The sequence below is a fragment of the Burkholderia sp. THE68 genome, assembly GCF_009938265.1.
Taxonomy (GTDB): Bacteria; Pseudomonadota; Gammaproteobacteria; order Burkholderiales; family Burkholderiaceae; genus Caballeronia.
On the sequence record NZ_AP022319.1, the window covers coordinates 301,798 to 326,626 of the forward strand.

The 24,829-nt window shown below is 63.4% G+C and carries 26 protein-coding genes; 12 read left to right on the plus strand and 14 right to left on the minus strand.

Annotated elements, in window-relative coordinates; translation table 11 throughout:
- The first annotated feature begins 41 nt into the window (after positions 1-41).
- Positions 42-593 (plus strand): 4-hydroxylaminobenzoate lyase, encoded by a 552-nt coding sequence (locus tag BTHE68_RS30150; RefSeq protein WP_162069965.1) that lies wholly within the window; start codon positions 42-44, stop codon positions 591-593.
- 54 nt (positions 594-647) lie between these two features.
- Here BTHE68_RS30150 and BTHE68_RS30155 read toward each other — a convergent pair whose 3' ends face one another.
- The 9 genes from BTHE68_RS30155 to BTHE68_RS30195 form a co-directional block, all read right to left on the minus strand.
- A complete protein-coding gene (locus BTHE68_RS30155) occupies positions 648-1,232 on the minus strand; it encodes a ProQ/FinO family protein (protein ID WP_162069966.1) in 585 nt (194 codons plus the stop codon).
- A 124-nt stretch (positions 1,233-1,356) separates the two neighbouring features.
- Positions 1,357-1,626, minus strand: coding sequence for a hypothetical protein (locus BTHE68_RS30160; protein WP_162069967.1), 270 nt, complete (start codon positions 1,624-1,626; stop codon positions 1,357-1,359).
- A 163-nt stretch (positions 1,627-1,789) separates the two neighbouring features.
- Entirely contained in the window at positions 1,790-3,148 is a 1,359-nt protein-coding gene (locus tag BTHE68_RS30165; protein WP_162069968.1) for an MFS transporter, read from the minus strand.
- Between the two features lie 236 nt (positions 3,149-3,384).
- Positions 3,385-4,359, minus strand: coding sequence for a LysR family transcriptional regulator (locus BTHE68_RS30170; RefSeq protein WP_162069969.1), 975 nt, complete (start codon positions 4,357-4,359; stop codon positions 3,385-3,387).
- Between the two features lie 4 nt (positions 4,360-4,363).
- A complete protein-coding gene (locus tag BTHE68_RS30175; RefSeq protein WP_162069970.1) occupies positions 4,364-5,113 on the minus strand; it encodes a gamma-glutamyl-gamma-aminobutyrate hydrolase family protein in 750 nt (249 codons plus the stop codon).
- On the minus strand, positions 5,110-6,336 hold the full coding sequence (locus tag BTHE68_RS30180; protein WP_162069971.1) for an NAD(P)/FAD-dependent oxidoreductase: 1,227 nt from the start codon (positions 6,334-6,336) through the stop codon (positions 5,110-5,112). The genes BTHE68_RS30175 and BTHE68_RS30180 overlap by 4 nt, the downstream gene beginning before the upstream one ends.
- A 4-nt stretch (positions 6,337-6,340) precedes the next feature.
- On the minus strand, positions 6,341-6,664 hold the full coding sequence (locus tag BTHE68_RS30185; protein ID WP_061177872.1) for a 2Fe-2S iron-sulfur cluster-binding protein: 324 nt from the start codon (positions 6,662-6,664) through the stop codon (positions 6,341-6,343).
- A 25-nt stretch (positions 6,665-6,689) separates the two neighbouring features.
- Complete coding sequence (locus tag BTHE68_RS30190) at positions 6,690-8,126, minus strand: glutamine synthetase family protein (RefSeq protein ID WP_162069972.1); 1,437 nt, start codon at positions 8,124-8,126, stop codon at positions 6,690-6,692.
- A gap of 60 nt (positions 8,127-8,186) precedes the next feature.
- Positions 8,187-9,503, minus strand: coding sequence for a Rieske 2Fe-2S domain-containing protein (locus BTHE68_RS30195; protein WP_162069973.1), 1,317 nt, complete (start codon positions 9,501-9,503; stop codon positions 8,187-8,189).
- Positions 9,504-9,852: 349 nt separating this feature from the next.
- Here BTHE68_RS30195 and BTHE68_RS30200 point away from each other — a divergent pair, with 349 nt between their 5' ends.
- Positions 9,853-10,584, plus strand: a complete 732-nt coding sequence (locus BTHE68_RS30200) for a GntR family transcriptional regulator (protein ID WP_061177874.1) — start codon at positions 9,853-9,855, stop codon at positions 10,582-10,584.
- Here the strand turns inward: BTHE68_RS30200 and BTHE68_RS30205 are convergent.
- On the minus strand, positions 10,579-11,235 hold the full coding sequence (locus BTHE68_RS30205; protein ID WP_162069974.1) for a TetR/AcrR family transcriptional regulator: 657 nt from the start codon (positions 11,233-11,235) through the stop codon (positions 10,579-10,581). The genes BTHE68_RS30200 and BTHE68_RS30205 overlap by 6 nt on opposite strands.
- A gap of 86 nt (positions 11,236-11,321) precedes the next feature.
- Between BTHE68_RS30205 and BTHE68_RS30210 the strand changes: the two genes are divergently transcribed.
- A complete protein-coding gene (locus BTHE68_RS30210; RefSeq protein ID WP_162069975.1) occupies positions 11,322-12,440 on the plus strand; it encodes an MBL fold metallo-hydrolase in 1,119 nt (372 codons plus the stop codon).
- A gap of 17 nt (positions 12,441-12,457) precedes the next feature.
- Here the strand turns inward: BTHE68_RS30210 and BTHE68_RS30215 are convergent, their stop codons facing one another.
- Positions 12,458-13,084 (minus strand): CGNR zinc finger domain-containing protein, encoded by a 627-nt coding sequence (locus tag BTHE68_RS30215; protein ID WP_162069976.1) that lies wholly within the window; start codon positions 13,082-13,084, stop codon positions 12,458-12,460.
- 123 nt (positions 13,085-13,207) lie between these two features.
- Here BTHE68_RS30215 and BTHE68_RS30220 point away from each other — a divergent pair, with 123 nt between their 5' ends.
- The 6 genes from BTHE68_RS30220 to BTHE68_RS30245 all read left to right on the plus strand — a co-directional run bounded on the left by BTHE68_RS30220 (position 13,208) and on the right by BTHE68_RS30245 (position 19,532).
- Entirely contained in the window at positions 13,208-14,062 is an 855-nt protein-coding gene (locus tag BTHE68_RS30220; protein WP_162069977.1) for an alpha/beta fold hydrolase, read from the plus strand.
- A 43-nt stretch (positions 14,063-14,105) separates the two neighbouring features.
- Positions 14,106-15,077: a zinc-binding alcohol dehydrogenase family protein gene (locus BTHE68_RS30225; protein ID WP_162069978.1), complete on the plus strand. Its 972-nt coding sequence runs from the start codon at positions 14,106-14,108 to the stop codon at positions 15,075-15,077.
- Between the two features lie 16 nt (positions 15,078-15,093).
- Positions 15,094-15,864: an SDR family oxidoreductase gene (locus BTHE68_RS30230; protein ID WP_162069979.1), complete on the plus strand. Its 771-nt coding sequence runs from the start codon at positions 15,094-15,096 to the stop codon at positions 15,862-15,864.
- 105 nt (positions 15,865-15,969) lie between these two features.
- Entirely contained in the window at positions 15,970-16,863 is an 894-nt protein-coding gene (locus tag BTHE68_RS30235; protein ID WP_162069980.1) for a LysR substrate-binding domain-containing protein, read from the plus strand.
- Between the two features lie 118 nt (positions 16,864-16,981).
- The gene (locus BTHE68_RS30240; protein ID WP_162069981.1) at positions 16,982-18,283 is read left to right on the plus strand and encodes an MFS transporter; all 1,302 of its coding nucleotides are present in this window, start codon (positions 16,982-16,984) and stop codon (positions 18,281-18,283) included.
- Positions 18,284-18,305: 22 nt separating this feature from the next.
- A complete protein-coding gene (locus BTHE68_RS30245) occupies positions 18,306-19,532 on the plus strand; it encodes a metal-dependent hydrolase family protein (protein WP_162069982.1) in 1,227 nt (408 codons plus the stop codon).
- On the opposite strand, the gene BTHE68_RS30250 is transcribed toward BTHE68_RS30245, so the two are convergent.
- Positions 19,522-20,541, minus strand: coding sequence for an Ldh family oxidoreductase (locus tag BTHE68_RS30250; protein ID WP_162069983.1), 1,020 nt, complete (start codon positions 20,539-20,541; stop codon positions 19,522-19,524). The two genes, BTHE68_RS30245 and BTHE68_RS30250, sit on opposite strands and share 11 nt — an antisense overlap.
- 110 nt (positions 20,542-20,651) lie before the next feature.
- Here BTHE68_RS30250 and BTHE68_RS30255 point away from each other — a divergent pair, with 110 nt between their 5' ends.
- Together BTHE68_RS30255 and BTHE68_RS30260 are read left to right on the plus strand one after the other, a co-directional pair.
- Positions 20,652-21,032, plus strand: a complete 381-nt coding sequence (locus BTHE68_RS30255) for a DUF1090 domain-containing protein (protein WP_162069984.1) — start codon at positions 20,652-20,654, stop codon at positions 21,030-21,032.
- A 35-nt stretch (positions 21,033-21,067) separates the two neighbouring features.
- Positions 21,068-21,526, plus strand: coding sequence for an MEKHLA domain-containing protein (locus BTHE68_RS30260; RefSeq protein WP_162069985.1), 459 nt, complete (start codon positions 21,068-21,070; stop codon positions 21,524-21,526).
- On the opposite strand, the gene BTHE68_RS30265 is transcribed toward BTHE68_RS30260, so the two are convergent.
- Entirely contained in the window at positions 21,505-22,386 is an 882-nt protein-coding gene (locus BTHE68_RS30265) for an NmrA family NAD(P)-binding protein (RefSeq protein WP_162069986.1), read from the minus strand. The two genes, BTHE68_RS30260 and BTHE68_RS30265, sit on opposite strands and share 22 nt — an antisense overlap.
- A gap of 202 nt (positions 22,387-22,588) precedes the next feature.
- Positions 22,589-23,320, minus strand: a complete 732-nt coding sequence (locus BTHE68_RS30270; protein ID WP_162069987.1) for a GntR family transcriptional regulator — start codon at positions 23,318-23,320, stop codon at positions 22,589-22,591.
- A gap of 136 nt (positions 23,321-23,456) precedes the next feature.
- Here BTHE68_RS30270 and BTHE68_RS30275 point away from each other — a divergent pair, with 136 nt between their 5' ends.
- Positions 23,457-24,827 (plus strand): class-II fumarase/aspartase family protein, encoded by a 1,371-nt coding sequence (locus BTHE68_RS30275; protein WP_162069988.1) that lies wholly within the window; start codon positions 23,457-23,459, stop codon positions 24,825-24,827.
- Positions 24,828-24,829 lie beyond the last annotated feature (2 nt).

Genomic DNA, 24,829 nt, shown 5'->3' on the forward strand with positions numbered 1-24,829 from the left:
GATATGTCATCGTGCCTTCATTCGAATCAAGGAGAAGATCGATGCCCCAGACTCAAGCCGCACAAACCAGCAAGGAAGCACTCATCGCGCGATGCCTGCCCTTTCTCGAAGAGATCAAGGACATAACGCCAGACACGAACGTCGAGCACTGGCTCAACACTCGATACGGCGTAAATAGCGCGTTATACAGGGATCTGGCACGGCTGATCAAGCTAGGCGTCGAAGAAGGCTGGGCAGCGGATGTCGAAATCTCCGGCCCGCAATATCGGCGGGGGCGTCTCGTCGCGCCGTGTCCGGAGACGTTCTTCTTCAGCATCACCGCCGTTCTGATGGACAGCACCGGCAACGAGCAGAACAATCCGGAAGGCAGCTTTCGCGGCGACTATCACGCGCACCCGTACGGCGAGTTCAACATGGTCGTGCCGCTCGATGAAAGCGCGGCGCTCGCCGGTCCGAACGGATGGTGTCATGGCGGCTGGACCGCGCCCGCGCCGGGAAGCCATCACTACCCGGAAGCGAAGGGCGGCGCGGTGATCGCGCTGTTCTTTCTACCGGCCGGGCGAATCTCATACGATATCGCGCCGCCGCGATGAGGCCATCGGAAAAATAGAAAACGCCGCGCGGCAGACTGCGCGCGGCGTGTCGTGTTACTTGGCGGATTCCGCCGTCTTGGCGGATTCCGCCGTCTTGGCCGGTTCCGCCGTCTTCGGAGCCGCAGCCGACCGCGCCAGGCGGTTCGCTTCCAGATACCCGGCGCGTTCCGCATCCGCCGGCGATACTTCGCCCGCCTGCCCGCCCGTCAGATCGATTCGAGGCGCGCCCTGCACGAGACAGGTCCAGTAACGATTGCCGCGGCACCAGACCTTGATCGCGCCACGCAATTCCTTCTCGTCGAGGCCGAGTTCCGCCGCATGTTTCACGAGGTCCTCGAAAATACCGACCTTGAGAGGAACCTTGGGAGCGGGATTCTTCGGAAATGCGAGCGGAAACCGCTTCTGCAGCTTGCCGATCGTGTGCACGACCGGATCCACCGGCTTCGATGGCGCCGCCGGCTTCTGCGCTGCCGCCGGCTTCGCCGGCTTCGACGGATTCACCGGCTTCGCTGCCGCCGCCGGCTTCGCCCCGGCCGCCGGCGCGGGACGCCGCCCGCGCGGCGCCTTTTTCTCTGCTGCCTTGCTAGCAGCCTGTTTCTCGAGTTGCTTTTTCAGTCCGGCGAGTTGTTCGAAACCCATCACATCGTGCCCGTAAAAAACGTTTCGGGGATTTTAACAGCCTCCGATGACACCTTCTCGCGCGGCACCTGGCGGCCCCGTCGGATGAGCTTCCGGTTCCGAGAGGCCGCGAGGTGCATTACGCTCACTGACCACCGCCCGAATAGATGTTGCAGAAAGGCTGCGGGTTGCATCTGACCGCTGCGCCGCCAGCCCACTTCGACGTGCTTCCGCTGGCGCTCTGACCCGTGGCCGCCCCGCCGTAAGCGGTGTCGCCGGAAGGTGTCGCGCTCTGCGCGCTCTGCTGGCGCGGCGCGGGGATGGATTGCAAGGTGTCGGTGGCCTCTTCCGCCTGAGCCAGGCTTCCGAGCGAGACGACGGCCACGAGCGTGGCCGAAACGAGAACGATCTTCATGACTTTCTCCTTCAACGAAGGCTCACTGCTGATGCGTGTGCGCTGCGCGCGCGCACACTTCAACCATATACCCAGGCGCGAGCGAAGGGTAATGCGTTCATGTCATCCATCCGGACCGACGTTTCGAATTCGAGCATGAACGTTCGACATATCGCCGATGAGGTCAATGCGCGAACGGCTGGCCATCCACGACTTCGGTCGTCGAGCGGGGACTCGCCACCTGCTTGAGCAACAGTGCGGCGCACGATGCCGCGCCCGCCATCGCCACCACGGTGAAGATGCCCGGCAAACTCATCTGCTGCCGCGCAAGCTCTGCGACCAGAAACGAGCCCGCGATGCCACCGAACCGGCCGACGCCCAGCATCCACGCGACGCCGGTGCCGCGTCCCGAGGTTGGATAGAACGCCGCCGCGAGCGCGGGCATCGAAGCCTGCGCGGTATTCACGAGCACGCCCGCCACGAACACCGCGCACACGAGCAGTCCGACATTGCCGATCGCCTGTCCGATCGCGTACACGCTCACCGCGCCGAGCGCGTATGCGCCCGCCACGACGCCGTTCGGATTGAAGCGATCCATCAGCATGCCGCACAGCACCGTGCCTGCGCCGCCGAGCGGAAAGAGCGCGGAAATCAGCGCCGCGCGCTGCGGGCTCAGACCCGCATCCTTGAGGAGCACCGGCATCCAGTTGATGAGGCCGTAGAAGATCACGAGGCCCATGAAATAGCACAGCCACAGCATCAACGAACCGAAGACATGCGCGCGCGACAACACGATGCGCGCCCCGCCGCTGCCCGCTGCGGGTCCGGCGGCTTCACGCATCACGAACGATTCCGCCGCCGCGACGTGCGGCGCGATGCGCGTAAGCACCTTGCGAACGCGCTCGACAGGTTTCTTCTTCGACACCATGTACTGGATCGATTCCGGCAGCGCGAGCACGAGCACCACCATCAGCAACAACGGCACGGCGCCACCGAAATGCAGCACGCTGCGCCAGCCGAAGTGCGGAATCATCCAGGCCGCGAGAAATCCGCCGAATGCCGCGCCCAGCGGAAAGCCGCAGAACATCAGATTGACGATGGTCGCGCGGCGGCCGTTCGGGCAGAACTCGCTCATCAACGTAACGGCGTTCGGCATCGCCGCGCCGAGGCCCACACCGGTCACGAAGCGCAGCGCGGTCAACGAAGTGAGATCGCCCGCCTGGCCCGAAGCGAGACACGCCAGGCCGAATATGAACACCGCCGCGATCAGCACGCCGCGCCTGCCCCAGCGATCCGCGAGCGGCCCGGACAACAGCGCGCCGCACGCGAGCCCGAACAGCGCCGCGCTCAGCACGGGCGCGAGCGCCGCCCGGCTCAGATGCCATTCGCCGACGAGCGATGGCGCGATGAAGCCGATCGCGGCCGTATCGAAACCATCCATCAATACGATCACGAAGCACATCGCGAATACGAGCCATTGATAGCGCGAAAACGGCTGCGTGTTGATGAGCGCCTGTACATCGACAACCTTTGTCTCTTCCATAACATCCTCTCTGATCGACGGACGCCCAGATTAAGAGCGCGCATACGGGCGAACAACCCGGCAAGTCACGAACGCGCGGCGCGCAGCGCGCACCGACGCCTCGCGCCGTTGCGCGCGATGTCACCATTTCGAATGAAAAAGCCCTTGTTTCAGGGACTTTCGACGACATTCACACGCGCGCACTCAGCAGCACGCACGCAGTGAATCCTTTGCACGACGATGTTGCATGCCGCGCATCAGCGGCTTCGCACCTGCCGCGATACGTCGATGAGTTGCTGCCTGAGCCATTGCAGCCCAGGGTCGGCATCGTTGCGTTCGTGCCAGACGGCGCGCACGGTCGCATCGGGACATGCATAGGGCGTCGCGCGCATCTTCAGCTCGCCATTGCGTTCCAGTTCGCGACCGAGCGACGACGGCACTATCGCAAGCATGTCGCTATGACGCAACAGCGCGGGAATCGCGAGCGAATGCGCGACGGCCACGCGCACGCGCGGAACATCGGCGCTATCTGCGAAGCCACGGTAAAGCGCATCGCGATCGAACATCTCCGATTGCCGCGCGAGTCCCCGTTCGACGATAAAGCCGCTCACCGCGCCCTCTTCCTCGCCGCCCTGCGATACCGCGACGAGCGGATACGTCAGCAAGTCGTCTCGCGTGAGCGGCCGCTCCGCGATCGGATGCTCGCGATGCAGCAGCAGCACGTCGGTCTGCGCCCACACATCGATCGAGCGAAAGCGACGCGGCACATCGGCAAAAATGCCGATCGCGATGTCGATCCGGCCGACATCGATCTGGCCCGCGAGATCGAGCCGCGTCGATGGCCGCACCACGATATCCACGAACGGGGCTTCCGCGCTCAGACGCTGGCTGAGCCGCCCGAGCAGGAGCGCCGTGACGTAGTCGTTCGCGGCCAGCACGAACGTGCGCCGCGCGATCGCCGGATCGAACCTGTCGACGCCCAGCGCCGCCTTGATCTGCGCGAGCGCGCCGCGCACCTGTGTCGCCATGGCGAGCGCGCGCACGGTGGGCTCCATGCCGCGCCCGGTACGCACGAAGAGATCGTCGCCGAGCACGTCGCGCATGCGTCCGAGCGCATGACTGATCGCCGATTGACTGAGGTGCAGACGCTTGCCCGCCAGCGCCAGATTGCGGTCTTCGAAAATGGCGTCGAAGACGCGCAGCAGATTGAGGTCGATGCGCTCGGCCGACATCGCGTCAGACCTCGCCGCGCGTCGCGTAGCGTCTGCAACTCGCGCCGAACGCCTCGAACAGCGCGCGCGAAAGGGCATCGCTTGCGACCATCGCTTCCGGATGCCATTGCACGCCGAGCGCGAATGGATGCCCTTCAAGGCGGATTGCTTCGATCAGGCCATCCGGCGCGCGCGCCTCGACCGCCAGTCGCGGCGCGAGCCTCGCCACGCCCTGACGATGCAGCGAGTTCACCCGCACGCGCCGCGCGCCGCCTGCGAGCGTCACCAACGCGCCGTCATCGGCGAGTTCGATTTCATGACGATAGCGATAGCGCTCGAGCAACGCTTCGCGCTTGTCCTCGAGATGATCTTCCGAATGCCCCGACGCATGGATGTCCGGATGCAACGTACCGCCGAACGCGACGTTCATCTCCTGAAAGCCGCGGCAGATGCCCAGGAGCGGCATGCCGCGCGCCGCCGCGCCGCGCATCAGTTCCAGCGCGACATGATCGCGGTCGGGATCGACGAGCATCTCAGCGTCATCCGCGCCACCGTACAGACGCGCCTCGACATTCGACGCGCCGCCGGGAAACAGCAGGCCGCTCACGCCGTCGAGATAGTCCGCGACCGCTTCGACATCGCGCGATGCCGGAATCAGCACCGGGCTGACTTGCGCGCACGTCATCAATGCGCGGACATAGCTGTGCTTCGCACTATGCAGATCGTATTCGCCGACAAAGAACCGGTCGCATACGACACCGACCATCGGTTTCATTGCGCCGCTCCTTTCAGATCGAACGCGGGATCTTCCGCTTCGTGCGGCGCCAGCTTCACGCTCTGCGCGAGCAGCTTGCGCGCGAGCATATGCTCCTGCGGACGATTGATGCTGTCCACCGCGATCAACGCGTCGCCGCGAAAGTAGAAGATCGAGAACTTCTTCTCGTCGACGGAACCGCGTAACACATGATTCGTGAAGCCCGAGTGAATGCCCGCCATCTGCAGCTTGAGATCGTATTGATCGGACCAGAACCACGGCACCACGCGATACGGCTGCGGCCGCCCGACGATCGCGAGCGCCGCGACTTTCGCCATATCGTTTGCGTTCTGCACCGATTCGATGCGGCTCGCGCGCGAATCGGGCGGCGCCCAATGCGGCACGAACGCGGCGCAATCGCCCGCGGCGACGATCGCCGGATCGCTCGTGCGCGCGCATTCGTCGACGACGATGCCGCCCGCCACCGTCAGGCCGCACTCCGCCGCGAGTTCGGTATTCGGAATCACGCCGATACCCACGACGACGAGATCGCACGGCAGATGCGTATCGTCGTCGAGCACGACGGACACCGCATCATCGAGCGGCTGGAGCGCGACCACCTTGCGCCCGAATTCGAAGGCGACGCCGTTATCGGCATGCACGCGCTGCATGAATGCCGACATCCACGGCGACGCGACGCGTGCCAAGAGGCGCGGCTCCGTTTCCACGACCGTCACGTCGATGCCATGCTGACGCAGCGACGCCGCCGCTTCGAGACCGATATATCCGCCGCCGATCACCACCGCGCGCCGCGCCGAGCGCGCCGTTTGCGCGAGACGCCGCGCATCGCGCAGATCGCGCAGGTAATGAACGGCATCGAGCGTCGCGCCCGGGCAATCGAGCTTGCGCACGCGCGCCCCGGTAGTGAGCGCGAGATGATCGTAGGCAATGCGCGTGCCGTCATGCAGCTCGAGTTCACGTTGCGCGCGATCGATGTGCGTTGCACGCATCGACGGCATCCATTCGATGTTCTCTTCATCGAAGAAGGCTTGCGAGCGCAACGGCAGGCGCGCTTCGCTGAAGCTTCCGGTGAGAAATCCTTTGGATAGCGGCGGACGCTGATACGGCGCATCGGCCTCGTCGCCGATGAGCACGATGCGTCCTTCGAAGCCGGCTTCGCGCGTGGCCGCCGCGAGCTGAACCCCCGCATACGACGCACCGACGATCACGAGCGTCTGATTCATAGTCTCACCCCTGTCTCTGCGGAATCTGTACGACGAGCCCGTTCATCGCGGCGCTCATCACGAGTTGGCAACTCAGTCGGCTTTCGGGACGCCGCTCCGCTGCGACGCCATCCAGCAATTCGAGCTCCGATTCGTCGGGCGACGGAAGATCCGCCGTCGACGATGCATCGATATAAACATGACACGTCGCGCAGGACAAGCAGCCGCCGCATTCCGCGTCGATGCCGCGCACGTTGTTGTGAATCGCGGCTTCCATCACGCTCGTGCCGTCGGGCACGTCGATGTCGCGGCGCGTGCCGTCGCGCAAGATGACCGTAACGATAGACATGATATTTCTCCTTGAGTGCGCGCCGTCAGAACGCGTCGAAGTATTCGCGATGTTCCCACTCGGTGACTTCCAGATTGAAGCGGTCGATTTCCGCCTGCTTCAGCTTGCAGAAGTAGTCGATGAACGCGCTGCCAAGGCCTTCGCGCAGGCATTCGTCAGTACGCAGCGCGTCGAGTGCGTCGCTCAATGTGCGCGGCAGCGCTTGCGCGTGCGCTTCGTAGGGCGTATCGGCAGAAGGCGGCAATTCGAGCTTGCGCTGCATGCCGTCGAGACCCGAGATCACTTGCGAGGCGAAGTACAGGTAAGGATTCGCGGTCGGCTCGCCCACACGATTCTCGATGCGGCTTGCCTGATCATTCACGCCGCCGAGCACGCGCAGCATCACGCCGCGGTTGTCGCGCCCCCAGCTCGCACGATCCGGCGCATTCGAATACGGCCGATAACGCCGATAGCCGTTGATCGTCGGCGTCGACAGCGCGGTCGCGCCCTGTGCGTGCGCAAGCAGTCCCGCGAGATAGCGTTGACCGGCTATCGACAGGGATTCGGACGCATCGCCGGGCATGAACGCATTCGCGCCATCGCCCGCATGCACGAGCGATTGATGCAGATGCCATCCGCTCGACACGACATTCGGAATGCGCGGACGGCACATGAAGGTCGCGTGATAGCCGTTACGCTGGCAGATCTGCTTCACCGCACTGCGGAAAAGCACCATGTCGTCAGCGCTCTTGATGCCCTTGGTCGGCGCGAACGTGAACTCGAACTGGCTCGGGCCGTATTCGACTTCGAGCGAACGCACGCCCAGACCGAGCGCGTCGACATTGCGCCGAAGGAGCTCCATCACGTCATCGACCCCGTCGTAGCGCAACTCCGTCAGATACTGATAACCATGCGACAGCAACTCGACATCGGGCGGCAAGCCGGGCTGTCCCGAATGCTCGGGCTTCATGTGCGGGTCGGTGACCTTGAAGACATGAAACTCCACTTCGAGGCCCGACACGAAGTCATAACCGTGATTCGATAGCCGGTCGAGCGCGCGCCGGAAAAGCTGTCGCGTGCCGAACGGCACCGGCATGCCGTTGGCGAAATGCACGTCGCACAGCACCCATCCCGTATGCGGCGCCCACGGCAGCACGCGAAACGTGTCCGGGTCGGCGACCATCAGCGTGTCGCATGCGCCCTGCATCTCGGGCATGTCGAAGCCGCCGCCCGCCGTGAACACCGGAAACACCGTGCGATGCGAAGTGTCCTTGGCAAACAGCGTGGTCGTCAGCGTGACGCCGCTTTTCATCGCGCGGATCGCTTCGTCGACGACGAGCGTCTTGCCGCGCAACAGGCCGTGCTGATCGGGAAACGAGAAGCGTACGACCTTCACATCGCCCTCTTTCAGACGTTCGACGAGTCCGGCATACGCGGCGTGCTGCGCGTCCGTCCACAAACCATGAGTTTCTACGAAAGACATGTGTGTTCCGCGCGGCAGCATCGGCGCCGCGCGCTCCATTCGGGTTGCGGTTCGGTGGGTTCAGGCTTTCGGCGCGGGCCACGGCGCATTCACGCGGCGCTTCACGTCGGACTCTTTCCAGTATTCGTCCCAGCGGTCCGCGGGCCCGATGCCGTCGATCGAAGCGGGACCGGTCAGATGCGCTGCCTGTTGTTCATCGATCAGCATCAGCGTCGGCTCGCCCGCCTGCGTCTTCTCGATCGCATCGACGAGCAGGCGTCGATACGCGATGATTCCCTTGTCGGTCGTGCCCAGATGCTCGCGCGTGCGGTCCTGAATCGCGCCCTGCGATTCCACGGCCCACTGATCGTGCACGTTGATGTCGAAGCCCATCCCCGTGTAGGTTTCGCTCAACTGCTCGCGCGGATCGAAACCGTAGTTGTTGCGCTTGTTTTTGCGCGAGGTGTAATCGGGCAGTTCGTACAGTTCGAGCCGTTGCTCGCGCATCTGCGCCTTGTCGGTCGGCGCGCCGAAACTCGTGAAAATCGCGTACCAGTAGCAGTTCTCGTCGTCGACGGGCACGTGCCATTGCGTGATCGTCATTTCCGAGCTCATCGGAATGACGAACGCTTGCGGGAACACGACGTTGGTCACGCGCACATGCGTATGCGCTTCGTCGAGCGGGCGCTTTGCGATGAGACGCAGGCCGTAGTCCGCCGGGCTCACGAGAATCTCGGGCGATTCGAATTCGCGCAGCACCTTGGTGATCGGCATGTTCGAATCCGCCGACGCGCCGCGGAACTGCTTGCCGTAGCTCTCGCTCACGTCCTCGTCCTCGAAGAAGCGATGCAGAAACGATGCATGCGCGGGGTCGATGCCGACTTCGAGCGCCTGCAGCCAGTTGCATTCGAACAGGCCTTTGAACGCGAATGTGTACGCATCGGGCGCAGCGAAGCAATCGAAGTTCGGAAACGCGGGCGGCGCGTCCTTGCCGATGTAACCGAACAGAATCCCGGCCTTCTCGACGATCGGATACGCCGACTGGCGCACCTTGTTGCAGAGCGTGCTGCCGACGGGCTCGCCCGGCGTCGAGAGACAGCGTCCGCTGGTGTCGAAGAGCCAGCCGTGGAACGCGCAACGCAGTCCGCCGTCTTCGAGACGCCCTGCCGCGAGATCCGCGCCGCGATGCGGGCAGTCGCGATCCAGCATGCCGTAACGGCCTTGTTCGTCCCTGAACACGACGAAATCCTGCCCCATCAGGCGCACGGCTTTCACGGGACGCTCGGCGGGCAATTCATCGACGAGCGCCACGGGCTGCCAGTACCGGCGCAACAACTGGCCGGCGGGCGTGCCCTTGCCGACGCGGGTGATCGTTTCGTTTTGCTGCGAACTCATCATGGCGATGTCTCCGGTTCGTTGAATTCAAACGGCGTTTGACTGCATGCAATGCGCCGTGTTCTTGAGACGGAGAATAGCCATAAGTACGCATTTGTACAAACGATGTATGCAGCACGCTTGTGCGAATCTCAACCTACAACAGCCTTAGTCAGTCCTATATCGTTGATTTTTCTGATTTTATAGAAGCAAATAAGGTTTACCCGCAGTCAGTCACGAAAACGTTTCGACCTGTATTTTCGCCATGTTGCATACATCAAAAAACATTACTGCAGTGAGTTCCCTCAAATCCCAAACGCAGCAGACCGTCTTTCGCCTAGAATCACCCACAGTGGCGACCGGAGAGAAAGCAATGGAATCCCAGCAAGAACGCGTATTGGTCTATCTGCGCGACCTGATCCTGAAAGGCGAATTCGCGCCCGGCGAACGCCTGGGCGAAGTCGCGCTCGCCGAGCGGCTGAAAGCGTCGCGCACGCCGGTGCGGCTCGCGCTCACCACGCTGGAGCAGGAAGGTCTGGTCGAGCCATCGCCGGCGGGCGGATATGTGATGCGGCGCATCACGGCCGCCGAAATCGGCGATGCCATCGCAGTGCGCGGTCATCTGGAAGGCATGGCGGCGCGTCTGGTCGCCGAGCACGGCGTGCCGCGCCAGCTATCGAATGCGCTGGCGGAATGCCTGCGCGCGGGCGATCGGCTGCTCGCGAAATCCGAACTCGATCTCGACGACTACGCCGCCTACACCGACATGAACAATCGCTTCCACAAGCTGATCGTCGAAGGGTCGGGCAACGCGGCGCTGATGCGCGCCATCGACATGAACAATCGCCTGCCGTTCGCCGCAGCGAGCGCGATGTTGCCGATGCAATCGGCCATCGAAGAAGGACGGCAATGGCTTTTCATGGCGCATCAGCAGCACCACAGTCTGGTGGATGCGCTGGAACGCGGCGAAGGCACGCGCGCGCAGGCGCTCGCGACCGAGCACGTGCAGATCGCGCAGAAGAATCTGGCGTATGCGCTGGAACGCCCGGAAGTGTGCGTGAAACTCGCGCCCGCGTTGCAACTGGTCGCGGAAGCGGTTTTATAAGGGTTTCGAAGTGGGTTTCGAAGCGGCGCGCTCATAGCGCGCAAGGAACATGTCGGCGGCCGCTTCCGCCACTTTCTTCTGCTCATTTTTTGAAAGCGGCGGCTGGCCCATCGTCACCTGCGGCCAGAACGCGAAACCCTTCACGATGCCATGCAACTGCTGCCCGGCGAAGACCGGGTCCGCGACCACGAGACGGCCATCGGCGGCGGCTTTCCTGATCCACGCCGTGACGTCTTCCTCACGCTCGCCGATGCGCGCGACCATGTCCCGCGCGCGCTCCGGCGAATGAATGCCCGCCGCGATCGCCACGCGCGCGAGCGACAGAAAAGCCTCATCGGTCATCAGACGCAGCTTGCGCGTGAGCAGCGCGAGCAGTTGCGCGCGCAACGGTTCATCGGCGCGATAGACGGGTGAATCGCCGGTTTCACTCGCGTCCCAGAGACGATGCAGGATCGCGGCGAACAACGCTTCCTTGCTCTCGAAATGGTTGTAGACCGTGCGCTTGGACACGCCCGCGCGTGCGGCGATGCGGTCCATGCTGGTCGCGTCGTAGCCCGCCGCGATGAACTCCTCCACGGCCGCGCTCACGATCGCGGCGCGCTTGCGGTCGGTCAGGCGCTGGGGAATTTCGTCGATGTCGTTCGAATCCATCCCCATATTTTACACCGGCCGGTTTACTTTTTTCTCAAAATTAAACTACACTGTGCAGTCTACTTTCCGATCCGGGATGACGCCCCATGACTTCGTTTGCCGCTCGCATCAGCCGTGCCCTGGGTATCGCCGCAGCCAAGCGCTCACGCGTGATGTCGAGCGCGTCGCCGCAACATGACGGCGAGCGCTTTCGCAACGTGAAGCCGCGTCCCGTCGAAGGCGTCGGCAAGACCTTGCGCATCGTGTGGAACATGCTTTTCAAGAAGCCACAGAACGCGGTGCCGGCGCAAGCGCCCAGCGTCGACGCGCTCACGCGCGCGCAACTCGACGCCGCGCCCGATCGCAGTCTGTACCGGCTCGGCCATTCGACGATGCTCTTCAAGCTGCGCGGTGAATACTTTCTGACGGACCCGGTTTTCGGCGAGCGCGCGTCGCCGTTCAGGCGCGTCGGGCCGAAGCGTTTTCACGCGCCGCCCATTGCGCTCGATGACCTGCCGCCGCTGCGCGCCGTGATCCTGTCACACGATCACTACGATCACCTCGATCGCGACACCGTGCTCACGCTGGCCGCGACGACGCAGGTGTTTCTGACACCGCTCGGCGTCGGCGACCGGTTGATCGAATGGGGCATCGACGCATCGAAAGTGCGTCAGCTCGACTGGTGGCAAAGCGCGCAACTCGACAGCCTCTCGTTCACCGCGACGCCCGCGCAACATTTTTCCGGCCGCAGTCTGCTCGACGGCAACAGCACGCTGTGGGCGTCGTGGGTCATCATCGATGATGACGTGCGCGTGTTCTTCAGCGGCGACACCGGCTATTTCGACGGCTTCAGAACGATCGGCGAACGCCTCGGACCGTTCGACGTCACGCTGATCGAAACCGGCGCCTACGATGCGCAATGGCCCTACGTCCACATGCAGCCCGAGGAAACCGTGCAGGCGCACATCGACTTGCGCGGCCGCTGGCTCGTGCCGATTCACAACGGCACCTTCGATCTGGCGTTGCATCCGTGGCAGGAGCCGTTCGAGCGGGTGACGGGACTGGCGCTTGCACGCGGCGTCGCGGCTGCGACGCCGCGCATGGGCGAGCGGCTGGATCTCGAAGCGCCGCATCGCGGGGAACGGTGGTGGCGTGAAGTGGCCGATGCAAAGCCGGCTGCGTCTTCGTGGCGCTTGTGCGCGTCGCGGGTGGAAGGGGTGGAATAGCGCGGTTCGCGCGCCGGTTACACCTTCCCCTCTCTGAGCCGCGCCCGATGCGCGGCCACCTTCGCGCGATTCCCGCAAATCGCCATGCTGCACCAGCGGCGCGCATGCCCACGCGTGTGATCGGCAAACAGCAACGTGCACGACGGCCCTTCACACGCCTTCACGTAAGTAAAGTCCTCTTCGCAGACGAGTTTCGCGAGCGCTTCGACGATCGGCATCAACAGCGATTCGGCCGTCGGCCAGCGCCGCTGCATGCCGTACGCGAAACCGCTCGCGGCATTCGCATCGGCGACGATCACACCGTGTTGTTCATCGCGCTGCAACACGCGATTCAGCGCATCGAGTTCGCTCAAATCCTTCGCCGATAGCGGCCTTCCCTTCCTCTTTTGCACGAATGCGCGAAACCATTCGCGCAAGCCACGCGCTTTCGCCGCGACGTCATCCAGTTCGGCCGGCGCGACATGCGAACGCATGTGCGCAAGCACTTCGATGGGCACGAGCCGAGCCTGTTCGAGCCATGACAGCAAGCCTTCGCCGTCGCCGATCCAGTCGACGGGTTCATCGACCGGCGTCGCAATCGAATTCAGGAAGTCGAGGCCGGGCGCATCGGCCAGGAAGATCGCCGGGATGGAGCGGTAGTCCATTTTTGAGTTCAGCCGTGTTTCTTCGATGACTTCATAGTAACCGCTAAAAAACCTCTTGACAAGTTACATGTTCGGTTTGTAACCTTCTCAACACACTTTTAACGGTTACACGGAGAGACAGCCATGCCCTCTATCGCTCATCGTCATATCGACGTCGACGGCTTCAACGTGTTCTATCGCGAGGCCGGTCCGGCAGACGCGCCGAAGCTGCTTCTGTTGCACGGATTTCCGAGTTCCAGCCACATGTTCCGCGACCTGATTCCGCTCTTGTCCGAACGGTTTCATATCGTCGCGCCCGACCTGCCCGGTTTCGGCCTTTCCGATATGCCGAGCCGCGACGCGTTCCCGTACACGTTCGAGAACATCGCGAACGTGATCGATCGCTTCACCGAAGTCATCGGTTTCGATCGTTATGCGGTCTATGTCTTCGATTACGGCGCGCCTACTGGTTTTCGTCTTGCGCTGAAGCATCCCGAACGCATCACGGCGATCGTTTCGCAGAACGGCAATGCCTACGAAGAAGGACTGAGCGACGGCTGGAATCCGATCCGCGCGTACTGGCAAGCGCCGACGCAAGCGAACCGCGACGCATTGCGCGCGTTCCTCACGAAAGACACGACGAAGTGGCAATACACGCACGGCGTGCCCGACGTATCCGCGATTTCACCCGATGGTTATGCGCTCGACGACTACTACCTGAACCGTCCGGGCGCGCATGACGTGCAGCTCGATCTGTTCTACGACTATCGCAACAACGTCGCGCTGTATCCGGCATTCCAGGCTTATTTCCGCGAGCATCAACCGAAGTTGCTCGCCGTGTGGGGCAGGCACGATCCGTTCTTCCTGCCGCCGGGCGCGGAAGCTTTCAAGCGCGATATCCCGAATGCGGACGTGCGCTTCTTCGACACGGGCCACTTCGCGCTCGAAACGCACGCGACGCAGATCGCGGAAGCCATCACCGAATTCCTCGCTCACTGAAACGCGGATTCCTCACCGCGCTCGTCCCTCCAAGGAGAACATCATGCGTGCAATCGTCCTCGAAAAGTTCGGCGGTCTCGACAGCCTCGTCCATGCGGAGATTCCGGAGCCGGAACCGTTGGCAGGCCATGTCGTCATCGAGATCAAGGCGTTCGGCATCAACCACGCCGAGATGCACATGCGGCGCGGCGAATGGGCCGAAGCTGCGAAAGTCAGCGGCATCGAATGCGTGGGCATCGTGAAGTCGTGTCCGGGCGGCGAGTTTGCGGTCGGCGCGAAAGTGGCCGCGCTGATGGGCGGGCTCGGGCGCACCATCAACGGAAGTTATGCGCAGTTCACGCGCGCGCCGGTGTCGAACGTGGCGCTGATCGAATCGGACTTGCCGTGGGCCGAGCTTGCCGCGATTCCCGAAACCTATGCGACAGCATGGACGTGCCTGTTTCGCAACCTCGAACTCGAGCAAGGCCAAACGATCGTGATTCGCGGCGCGACGTCGTCGTTCGGTCAGGCGGCCGTGAATCTCGCGGTGAACGCGGGCGCGAAGGTCATCGCGACGACGCGCAATCGCGCGCGCTTCGCGAAGCTCGAAGCGCTGGGTGTATCGCGCGTCGAACTCGAAGGACCGGACCTCAGCAGGCGCATCGCGGAAGCGAAGGAGATCGATGCCGTGCTCGATCTCGTCGGCAACAGCACGATTCTCGATTCACTCGCGATGCTGCGTCGCGGCGGCCGCGCGTGTCTCGCGGGCTGGCTCGGCGGCCTCGCGCCGATCGCGGATTTCAATCCGCTTTTGCAGATGTCGAGCGGCGTGCATCTGACCTTCTTCGGCAGCTTCGTCTTCGGTACGCCAGGCTTTCCGCTGTCGGATGTGCCTTTGCAAGCGATCGCGGCAGACATCGCCGCAGGCCGCTTCGACGCGAAGCCGTCACGCGTGTTTTCCTTCGATGAAATTCGCGAAGCGCATCGCGTGATGGAAGCGAATGAAGCAAACGGAAAGATGGTCGTCGTTCACTGAAAACGGGAGAAAGGATATGTCCACGAAAGTAGCCATCGTCACGGGTGCGAGTCAGGGCATCGGCCGTTCGACCGCGATCCGTCTGGCGCGCGATTTCGATTCGCTCGTGCTCGTCGCGCGCAATCGCGCGAATCTCGACGAAACCGCGCGAATGGTGGAACAAGCGGGCGCCGGCACGCTCGCGATCGATATCGATCTGGCGCTGCCCGAAGCCGCGCAGGAGGTCGTCGATCGAGCGCTCGCCGCGTTCGGTCGCGTCGACGCGCTGCTCAATATCGCGGGCGCGGTGCCGCAAATCGATCTGTTCGACATGACCGACGAACAATGGGACGCAGGACTCGCGCTGAAGCTGCATGGCGCGCGGCGGCTGACCGTCGCTGCGTGGCCCTCGTTGAAGGAAACATCGGGATCGGTCGTGTTGATGTCGGGCAATTCGGCGCTGTTTCCCAAGGCGCCGTATGCGGCGGTCGGCACGATCAACGCGGCGATCGTCGCGTTGGCGAAGGCGTTTTCCGATCGCGGCATCGCGGACGGCGTGCAAGTGAATAGCGTGTTGCCCGGTCCCGTGATGACGGGACGACGCCGCTCGTATCTCGAACATTGGGCGCCGCTGCACGACATGAGCGTCGAGGAAGCGACCGCGCGCTTTCCCGCTGAAGCCGGCATCGCGCGTTACGGCAACCCGGAAGAGATCGCCGAGTTGATGGCGTTCCTCGTCTCGCCCGCCGCGAAATGGATGACGGGCAGCACGCTGAGAATGGACGGCGGCGAAGTGAAATCCGTGTGATGGCGTCATTGCGCAGACGCAAGCGTTTCGCACGCTGAACCCTTGCAAACTCTGCGCATTCCTCGTATGGTCGGCGCGTTGCACGATTCTCCTTCACGACCGACCATGCGAATCGCACCGCTTCCTCCGCTGCAATGTCTCATCGCCTTCGAAGCTGCCGTGCGTCATGCGAGCTTCACGAAGGCCGCCACCGAACTGCATCTCACGCAAAGCGCGATCAGCCGCCAGATTCAGCAACTCGAGGAGTTTCTCGGCCGCTCGCTGTTCGTGCGCGAGCATCGCGCCTTGCGGCTCACGCTCGCGGGCGAGCAGTATGCGAGCCAGGTGCAGACGATCCTCGCGCATTGCGCCGAAGCCACGCACGACGTGATGAAGCATCACGGCGACATGGCGCTCACGATCGCGTGCTCGTCGGGAGTGGCCGTGTTGTGGCTCACGCCGCAATTGCCGCGCTTTCGCGCCGCGCATCCGAACGTGAACCTTCGACTCATCGTGCGCGATGGCCTCGCGACGATGACCGCCGCCGAGTTCGATGTCGGCGTCTACTACGTGCGCCAGGAACTCGCCTCGCATTTCAGCGCGCGGCGTCTGTATGACGAAGAAGTCTTTCCCGTTTGCGCGCCCGCATATCTCGTGGGCCGCTCGCTGAGTCTCGCGGATCTCGCGCACGAAACGCTGCTCGTGCTCGAAGACGGCCAGCGACAGTGGATGTCGTGGTCCGAACTCTTTCGCCAAAATGGCCTGGACATGCCGAAGTCGCCGCGCACGATCACGATCAATCACTATCCGCAACTCGTGCAGATGGCGATACTCGGCCAGGGCGTCGCACTCGGCTGGAAACACATGATCGATCCATGCATCGACGAAGGACTGCTCGTGCGCATGACGCGCGAGTCGGCGAGTCATGGCGGCGGCTACTACGTCATCACGCCGAGCGACCGTGCGCAGAATCAGGCCGCGCGCATCTTCACGCGCTGGCTCTTCGAACAGGCGGCATGATCCGTTCGCATGCGTCCAGCGCATGCATGCATGCGAATCTTTCGTTTCAGAAACAAATCTCCCCGTACTTAGCATGTCGTCATGCAAGGGAGACTTATTTCTGGAGGAGGATCGTCCGATGCAAGGAACACTGTCACCCGCCACGCCGCACGCGCCCGCTCTCGGGACGCAGCGGCGGCGCGCCATCGTCGCAACGGTGCTCGGCAACGGGCTCGAATGGTTCGACTTCACCGTCTATAGCTTTTTCGCGGTCACTATCGCGAAGCTGTTCTTTCCCACCGGCAACGAGCTGACCTCGGTGCTGCTCACGGTGGCGACCTTCGGCGTCGGCTTTTTCATGCGGCCCGTGGGCGGCATCGTGCTCGGCATCTATGCCGACAAGGTCGGACGCAAGGCCGCGCTTTCGCTCACCATTCTGTTGATGGCGTTCGGCACCGCGCTCATCGGCATCGCGCCGACGTTCGAACAGGCCGGCATCTTCGCGCCGCTCGTGATCGTCGTCGCGCGGCTGTTGCAGGGCTTTTCCGCAGGTGGAGAAATGGGCGGCGCCACGGCCTTTCTCACCGAGTACGCGCCGCCCAAAAAGCGCGCGTTCTATTCGAGCTGGATTCAGTCGAGCATCGGCTTTGCCGTGCTGCTCGGCGCGGCGACCGGTGCGTTCGTGACCTCGTCGCTAGATGCAGCCGCGCTCAATAGCTGGGGCTGGCGTGTGCCGTTCCTGCTCGGGATCATCGTCGGTCCGGTCGGTTACTACATCCGCAGCCATATCGACGAAACGCCCGCCTTCGCCGCCGTCAGCGACGAAGCGAAGGCGAAGTCGCCGCTCGCCGAAGTGCTGTCGAACTTCCCGCGCGAAACCTTCGCGAGCTTTTCGATGGTGATTCTCTGGACCGTCTGCACCTACGTGCTGCTCTTCTACATGCCGACGTACTCCGTGCGCACGCTGCATCTGCCGCAATCGACGGGCCTCGTCGCCGGCATGATGGGCGGCCTCATGATCATGTGCTTCTCGCCGGTGATCGGGACGCTCGCCGACCGCTACGGCCGACGCCCCTTCCTCTCCGGCGCCGCGCTCGCGATCCTCGTGCTCGCCTGGCCGATGTTCGCGTGGATCAACGCCGCGCCCGGCCTCGCATCGCTGCTCGTGTTTCAGGCGGTGTTCGGCGTGCTGATCGCGGCTTACACCGGCCCGATTCTCGCCGCGTTCGCCGAGCTGTTCCCGACCAAGGTGCTTTCGACCGGCCTGTCCGTCGCGTACAACTTCGCCGTGACGATCTTCGGCGGTTTCGCGCCCTTCCTCATCACCTGGCTCATCGCGAAGACCGGCAGCAACATGGCGCCCGCGATCTACGTGATGATCGCCGCGGCGATCAGCTTCGCGGGCACGCGCTTCATCAAGGACGCCACGAAGCGCGTCTGAACCAAACAACGAGGTCAATGCAATGACAACCATCGTCATCCAGGGCGGCAACGTGCTCGATCTCGAGCGTGGCGAACTGCTCGAACATCATCATGTCGTGATCGAGGGCGAGCGCATCGTCGAAGTGACGGACCGTCCCGTCGATATGCCGAACGCGCGCGTGATCGATGCGAAGGGCAAGACCGTGATGCCCGGCTTCATCGACTGTCACGTTCACGTGCTGGCATCCAATGCGAATCTCGGTGCGAACGCCGCGCAGCCGAACATACTCGCGGCCATTCGCTCGCTGCCGATCCTCGCGGCGATGCTTTCGCGCGGCTTCACGAGCGTGCGTGACGCGGGCGGCGCCGACTGGGCGCTGATGCAGGCGGTCGAAACCGGCCTCGTGCCGGGCCCGCGCATTTTCCCGTCGGGCAAGGCGCTGTCGCAAACGGGCGGTCACGGCGATTTCCGGCCGCGCAACGATCTGCTGGAACCGTGTTCATGCTGCTTTCGCGCCGGTGCGATCGCGCGCGTGGTCGATGGCGTCGATGCCGTGCGTCTCGCCGTGCGCGAGGAAATCCAGAAGGGCGCGACGCAGATCAAGATCATGGCGTCGGGCGGCGTCGCTTCGCCGACCGATCCGATCAACAACACGCAATACTCGGAGGACGAGATTCGCGCGATCGTCGCGGAAGCCGAAGCCGCGAACACCTATGTGATGGCCCATGCGTACACGGGCCGCGCGATCGCGCGCGCGGTGCGTTGCGGCGTGCGCACGATCGAACACGGCAATCTCGTCGATGAGGCCGCCGCAAGCCTGATGCGCGAACACGGCGCGTTCGTGGTGCCGACGCTCGTCACTTACGATGCCCTCGCGAAACATGGCGCGCAATACGGTCTGCCGCCCGAGTCGGTGGCGAAGGTCGCATCGGTGCAGCGCGCCGGACGCGAATCGCTCGAAATCTACGCGCGCGCCGGCGTGCCGATGGGTTTCGGCTCGGACCTGCTCGGCGAGATGCACGAGTTTCAGTCCGGCGAATTCCGCATTCGCGCGGACGTGCTCGGCAATCTGGAAGCGCTGCGCTCCGCGACGACGATCGCGGCGGACATCATCGGCATGAAGGGCAAGCTCGGCACGATCGCGGCGGGCGCGACCGCGGACGTGCTGATCGTCGATGGCAATCCGCTGAAGGATATCGAGGCGGTGTCGGGCAATGGCGAGCGCATCGAAGTCGTGCTTCAGGCGGGCAAGGTCGTCAAGTCCTGAGCGTATCCGCGCAAGCCCGCAGTTGCGCGACGAGCGACGCGGGCAATTCGATGCCCTCGCGCGCCGACTGCGCGGCCACGTCATGGCGCCGATAACCCGGCAAGCGCACGCCTTCATCGGCGAGCATCAGCTCGATCAGCGTCTCGATGCGTTCGAGATACGCATCGTTGCCCGCGAGCGCGCCCGGATCGATGATCCAGAACAGATGGCCCACGCGCGAGCGCTTGCCTTCGGCCGTCAGGAACGATCCCGCTTCCGCGCCGAACTGCGCGCCCGCAAGCGCCGCCGCGAGCAGTTCCACCATCAACGCCAGCATCGCGCCCTTCGCGCCGCCGAAGGGCAGCATCATGCCGTTCAACGCGGCATGCGCGTCGGTGGTCGGCTCGCCGTCGGCGGTCGTGGCCCAGCCTTCGGGAATCGGCTTGCCGTCGCGCGCGGCGACCATGATCTTGCCGCGCGCCACTTGCGACAAGGACAGATCGATCATCAGCGGCTTGCCGTTCACGCGCGGGAATACGGCGGCAATCGGATTCGTGCCGAAGAGCGGTCGCGAGCCGCCCCATGCGGGCATCGAGCCGGGCGCGTTGCTGAACGCGAGACCGACGAGCCCCGCTTCACCCACGCCTTCGAGGTGATACGCACCGGCGCCAAAGTGATGACTGCGCGTGATGCTCGCCGCCGCCGTGCCGAACGTGCGCGCGCGTTCGATGCCTGTGGCGATCGCGAGTTCGCAGGCGGCGAACGCGAGACCATCGGCGGCATCGACGAGAAACGCCGCGCCCTTGTCGCGCACGATGTGCGGTACCGCGGCCGGATCGACGCGGCCGTTGCGCAATTGCGCGAGGTACATCGGCAGGCGCGCGACGCCGTGAGACGCGAGACCGTGTGTGTCGGCATAGACGAGCGCTTTCGCGGTGGCTTCGGCGGTTGCTTCGGTGGAACCCGCTGCGAGCAATGCGCCGTGTGCAATTTGATGAAGCGCCTCGGGAGTCAGTGTTTCGTGATTCATGTCCGGAATATCTTGATGCACGTGAGACGACAGTGTAGCCGTACTCGTATAGCCAGAAAACGGTAGAGTATCGGCTCACCAGTCGTGCATCGCTTTTCGTGAGGCCATACATGAAACTCGCATTCAAGGCATTGCTGATCGTATCGCTCGCAAGTCCGCTCTATTGCGCGGCTCAATCGAAAGGATGCGATGCGAAGCGCAGTTCGATCGAACAGGAAATCGCGTATGCGCGCGCGCATGGCAATGCGAATCGCGTGGACGGGCTAGAGACGGCGCTCGCGCGTCTGAATGCCAATTGCACGGATGAGTCGCTGAAAAGCGAGGCCCAGCGCAAGGTCGCGGCGGCGCAGAAGAGACTCGACGAACGTCAGCACGACCTTCAGAAAGCGAAGAGCGAAGGCAAGAGCGCGAAGAAGATCGCGGAGCGGCAACACAAGGTCGATGAAGCCCATGCGGACCTGGAGCGTGCACAAACCGAAGCAAACGAGTAAGGTTATCGCCTTCTGTCTACTCGATTCATTGCACGATGCAGCCCACCGATTCCGACTTCTTCACGCTTCTCGACGAAAGCTATACGCGCTTGCTGGGAAAGTCGCTGGTTCCCGATCCAAACATGAGTTCCGCCGAAGCCGCGCGCTGGCTCTATGAAGACGCGCCCTTCGGCATTCTTGCGCACGACACGCAGGCCGATCCCGTTTTCGTCTATGGCAACCTGCGCGCGCAACGATTGTTCGGCTATACGTGGAACGAGTTGACGGCGTTGCCCTCGCGGCTCTCCGCCGAAGCGCCCGAACGCAGCGAACGTCAGGCGTTTCTCGAACAGGTGACGCGTGATGGATATGTCGATGGTTATCGTGGCGTTCGCGTCAGGAAGACGGGCGAGCGATTCTGGATCGAGCGCGCGACTGTGTGGCAGTTGTTCGATCGCGATGGCGTGTATCGTGGGCAGGCGGCGATGATTCCTCACGTGAGTGATATTGCCTGAGGCTTGGTAACGAGCCTGCGAATCACATCGACAAGCAACGTCGTCCCCTTGACGATCTCCGCGCGACCGTTCTCAAAATCGATCCAGCCTTCGTTGAACCCGTCGAGCATCCGCATGCGCGGCATCGGGTTCCTCATGCCCTGACTGACGAAGAGCGCCTGCCATGTTCCGCGCGGAACTGCCTCCATCCGTACCGGCTTGCCAAGCACCTCCTCGAACGCCGCAGCGATATCATTCGGACTCACGCGCCGCGGCCCCTCCAGTTCGACGACACGCACGCCCGCCCAGTCTTCCTGCATCAGCTTTGAGGCAAGCAAGCCGATATCATCGGTAGCCACCATCGGAATCGCGCGATCGAGCGGTTGCAAGAACGACTGCACAACGCCCTCGCCACGCGCGCCGTCGACATCCCATGCGCAGTTCTCCATGAACCAGCCAGGACGCAGAAACGTGACAGGAATCGATTGCCGACGAAGCGCGTCTTCCAGCAACGTGCGCTGCGTCAGCAAATTGGTCTGTGCGGCCTGAGCACCAATCGTCGACAGGCAAACGATCTTGCGCGGCTTCGCCCGCGCCACCGCCGCGACGATCGCGTCGATGACTTCACGCGCTTCCGGAAAGTCCGGCGCGGGATCGAATTCCGGCGGCGGAAGAATGAACACGGCTTCGGCACCTTCGAAGGCATGCGCGAGCGAGTCGGCATCGGTCATGTCGGCGAGCGCGACATCGCACCCCCGCGCCGACCACGCCGCGCCCTTTTGCTCATCGCGCACGACGGCGCGCACGGGCTTGCCCGCTTCCAGCAGCGCATTCGCGAGCGCGCCGCCGACTTGTCCAGTGATTCCAGTGATGACGTACATGGTCCGGCTCCTTATGCAATCCGTTTGACTTCGATGGATCGCATGTTAGGGCGCGGACGCTTCGGGAAAAATGACTTGCCGGTTATGGCATCGATGACGCGGTGTCATCGATGGCCGCTCAATGCCGCGGTCCGTTCTGTTCGATGCAACTCAGCACGAGCGTGCTATTCGCATCCGCTCCGGGTACGCCCACATAGCACGCTCAGCCTTGAGACCGCTTGAGGCGCATCGACACCGAAAACCGTTCGGCCGGATGCACGGTGACCGACACTTCGAACGTCGCGCCGGTCGCATCGAGATAGCGGCGCACGATTTCCAGCGCCGCCGTGCCCGCCTCCACGCGCAGGCGCTTCGCCATTTCGGCGGTCACCGTAATGGCCCGCACATCCTGCTGAATCTCGTCGATGCTGCGGCCATAGCGTGTCTCGATCAGCGAGCTGATGAGCGTATCCGGATTCTCCTTCGCGGCTTGCGCGATGTCCTCGTATTCCGGATCGATATACACGTCCGTCCAGCCGACGGGCGGGCTGTCCTTGTCGCCATCGATCCGCAGACTCGACACGCGCAGCCACGGCGCACCCTGCGCGCAGCGCAAGGTCTTCGCGAGCTTAGCCGTCGCCTCGATCTGCTGCGTCGACTGCACGAGGCGCAAATGCTCCGAGCCGAACTGCACGAGATCGTCGACGGACGCGAGCGAGGGCCGAAAGTCATTGCGTGGCTGCATCGACTCGACGCGCGTGCCGGCATTCTTGCGCCGCGACACGAGCCCCATTTGCTGCAACTCGTGCAACGCGGCGCGCACGGTGTGCCGGCTCGTCTGGTAGTGGTCACGCAGCTCCAGTTCGGTCGGCAGATAGGAGCCGACGGGAAAGCGCCCCGATGCGATTCCCTCGGTCAGTTCTCGCGCGATCTCGGCGAAATGCGGTCTGTTCATTGCTGCGATGGTGGTGATTTTCGGTGGTCAGGGTAAATCATATCTTGCCCGATATGTTCGAACATATTAATCTGCATATGTCCGGACATATTACGTGTCCTCTTTCATCTTCGTTCTGCATCCCCGAGAGGTCTTCATGACGAGTTCCGTGTCCCCCCTGGCCAGCACCGTGTTCGATTCCGTGCTGTTCCGCGATGCCTTCGGCACCGCGAAAATGCGCGCGTTGTTCGCGGATCACGCGCTGGTGCAGCGTTATCTCGACGTCGAAGTGGCGCTCGCGAAGGCCGAGGCGCGCGCCGGCGTCATTCCCGCCGAAGCCGCCGAGGTGATCGCGCGTGAATCGAAGATCGAGCGCATCGACTTCGATCACATGCGCGAGGAAACCGATATCGTCGGCTATCCGATCCTGCCGCTCGTGCATCAGATGGTGAAGATGTGCGGCGACGCCGGACGCTACGTTCACTGGGGCGCCACGACTCAGGACATCATGGATACGGCCGTCGCGCTGCAGGTGCGCGATGCGCTCGATTCGATCGATGGCGATATCCGCGAACTGCGCGCGATTCTCGCGAACCTCGCGAAGAAGCATCGCGATACGCCGATGGCCGGCCGCACGCACTTGCAGCAGGCGCTGCCCGTCACCTTCGGCTACAAGGTCGCGATCTGGCTCGCGATGTTCGATCGTCATCAGGAACGTATCGCGCAGATGCGTGAACGCGTGGCCGTCGTCGAATTCGCGGGCGCGGCGGGCACGCTGGCATCGCTCGGCGAGACGGGCTTCGCGGTGCAGAAGGCGCTCGCCGAAGAACTGAAGCTCGGCGTGCCGGCGACCACATGGCACGTCGCGCGCGACGGCTTCGCCGAAGCGGTCAACCTGCTCGCGCTCGTCACGGGTTCGCTCGGCAAGATCGCCATCGACATCATGATCATGGCGTCCACCGAATTCGCGGAAGTGTACGAGCCGTTCGTGAAGGGCCGCGGCGCGAGCAGCACCATGCCGCAAAAACGCAATCCGATTTCGAGCGAACTCATGCTTGCCGCAGCTAAAGCGGTGCGCCAGCACGCGGGCCTGATGGTCGACGCGATGATCCAGGACTTCGAGCGCGCCACCGGCCCGTGGCATGCCGAATGGATCGCGATTCCGGAGAGCTTCATTCTCACGTCGGGCGCGCTGCATCAGGCGAAGTTCGCGCTCGGCGGCCTGATCGTCGACGAAGCGCGCATGAAGCACAACCTCGGCATCAGCCGCGGCCTGATCGTCGCGGAAGCAGTGATGATGGGCATGGCGCCGTACACCGGACGTCAGCAGGCGCACGACATCGTGTACGACGCGTGCCGCACCGTCAACGAACACGGCGGCACGCTCGCCGAAGCGCTCGCCGCATTGCCTGAAGTGACGAAACACTTCGACCGAGCCGCGATCGATCGCATGACCGACCCCGCGAACTATCTCGGCCTCGCGCCGCAGATGGTCGATCGGGCCATCGCGCTGTCGAGCGAAATCTGATT

What these genes read in the sequence shown, in the direction of transcription:
- BTHE68_RS30170 (WP_162069969.1), bottom strand. Translation starts at nt 4,359, where the DNA reads ATGTCGGCCGAGCGCATCGACCTCAATCTGCTGCGCGTCTTCGACGCC.
- BTHE68_RS30180 (WP_162069971.1), bottom strand. Translation starts at nt 6,336, where the DNA reads ATGAATCAGACGCTCGTGATCGTCGGTGCGTCGTATGCGGGGGTTCAG.
- BTHE68_RS30165 (WP_162069968.1), bottom strand. Translation starts at nt 3,148, where the DNA reads ATGGAAGAGACAAAGGTTGTCGATGTACAGGCGCTCATCAACACGCAG.
- BTHE68_RS30275 (WP_162069988.1), top strand. Translation starts at nt 23,457, where the DNA reads ATGACGAGTTCCGTGTCCCCCCTGGCCAGCACCGTGTTCGATTCCGTG.
- BTHE68_RS30160 (WP_162069967.1), bottom strand. Translation starts at nt 1,626, where the DNA reads ATGAAGATCGTTCTCGTTTCGGCCACGCTCGTGGCCGTCGTCTCGCTC.
- BTHE68_RS30265 (WP_162069986.1), bottom strand. Translation starts at nt 22,386, where the DNA reads ATGTACGTCATCACTGGAATCACTGGACAAGTCGGCGGCGCGCTCGCG.
- BTHE68_RS30250 (WP_162069983.1), bottom strand. Translation starts at nt 20,541, where the DNA reads ATGAATCACGAAACACTGACTCCCGAGGCGCTTCATCAAATTGCACAC.
- BTHE68_RS30215 (WP_162069976.1), bottom strand. Translation starts at nt 13,084, where the DNA reads ATGGACTACCGCTCCATCCCGGCGATCTTCCTGGCCGATGCGCCCGGC.
- BTHE68_RS30210 (WP_162069975.1), top strand. Translation starts at nt 11,322, where the DNA reads ATGACTTCGTTTGCCGCTCGCATCAGCCGTGCCCTGGGTATCGCCGCA.
- BTHE68_RS30185 (WP_061177872.1), bottom strand. Translation starts at nt 6,664, where the DNA reads ATGTCTATCGTTACGGTCATCTTGCGCGACGGCACGCGCCGCGACATC.
- BTHE68_RS30190 (WP_162069972.1), bottom strand. Translation starts at nt 8,126, where the DNA reads ATGTCTTTCGTAGAAACTCATGGTTTGTGGACGGACGCGCAGCACGCC.
- BTHE68_RS30255 (WP_162069984.1), top strand. Translation starts at nt 20,652, where the DNA reads ATGAAACTCGCATTCAAGGCATTGCTGATCGTATCGCTCGCAAGTCCG.
- BTHE68_RS30225 (WP_162069978.1), top strand. Translation starts at nt 14,106, where the DNA reads ATGCGTGCAATCGTCCTCGAAAAGTTCGGCGGTCTCGACAGCCTCGTC.
- BTHE68_RS30220 (WP_162069977.1), top strand. Translation starts at nt 13,208, where the DNA reads ATGCCCTCTATCGCTCATCGTCATATCGACGTCGACGGCTTCAACGTG.
- BTHE68_RS30270 (WP_162069987.1), bottom strand. Translation starts at nt 23,320, where the DNA reads ATGAACAGACCGCATTTCGCCGAGATCGCGCGAGAACTGACCGAGGGA.
- BTHE68_RS30200 (WP_061177874.1), top strand. Translation starts at nt 9,853, where the DNA reads ATGGAATCCCAGCAAGAACGCGTATTGGTCTATCTGCGCGACCTGATC.
- BTHE68_RS30205 (WP_162069974.1), bottom strand. Translation starts at nt 11,235, where the DNA reads ATGGATTCGAACGACATCGACGAAATTCCCCAGCGCCTGACCGACCGC.
- BTHE68_RS30230 (WP_162069979.1), top strand. Translation starts at nt 15,094, where the DNA reads ATGTCCACGAAAGTAGCCATCGTCACGGGTGCGAGTCAGGGCATCGGC.
- BTHE68_RS30175 (WP_162069970.1), bottom strand. Translation starts at nt 5,113, where the DNA reads ATGAAACCGATGGTCGGTGTCGTATGCGACCGGTTCTTTGTCGGCGAA.
- BTHE68_RS30240 (WP_162069981.1), top strand. Translation starts at nt 16,982, where the DNA reads ATGCAAGGAACACTGTCACCCGCCACGCCGCACGCGCCCGCTCTCGGG.
- BTHE68_RS30155 (WP_162069966.1), bottom strand. Translation starts at nt 1,232, where the DNA reads ATGGGTTTCGAACAACTCGCCGGACTGAAAAAGCAACTCGAGAAACAG.
- BTHE68_RS30260 (WP_162069985.1), top strand. Translation starts at nt 21,068, where the DNA reads ATGCAGCCCACCGATTCCGACTTCTTCACGCTTCTCGACGAAAGCTAT.
- BTHE68_RS30245 (WP_162069982.1), top strand. Translation starts at nt 18,306, where the DNA reads ATGACAACCATCGTCATCCAGGGCGGCAACGTGCTCGATCTCGAGCGT.
- BTHE68_RS30150 (WP_162069965.1), top strand. Translation starts at nt 42, where the DNA reads ATGCCCCAGACTCAAGCCGCACAAACCAGCAAGGAAGCACTCATCGCG.
- BTHE68_RS30195 (WP_162069973.1), bottom strand. Translation starts at nt 9,503, where the DNA reads ATGATGAGTTCGCAGCAAAACGAAACGATCACCCGCGTCGGCAAGGGC.
- BTHE68_RS30235 (WP_162069980.1), top strand. Translation starts at nt 15,970, where the DNA reads ATGCGAATCGCACCGCTTCCTCCGCTGCAATGTCTCATCGCCTTCGAA.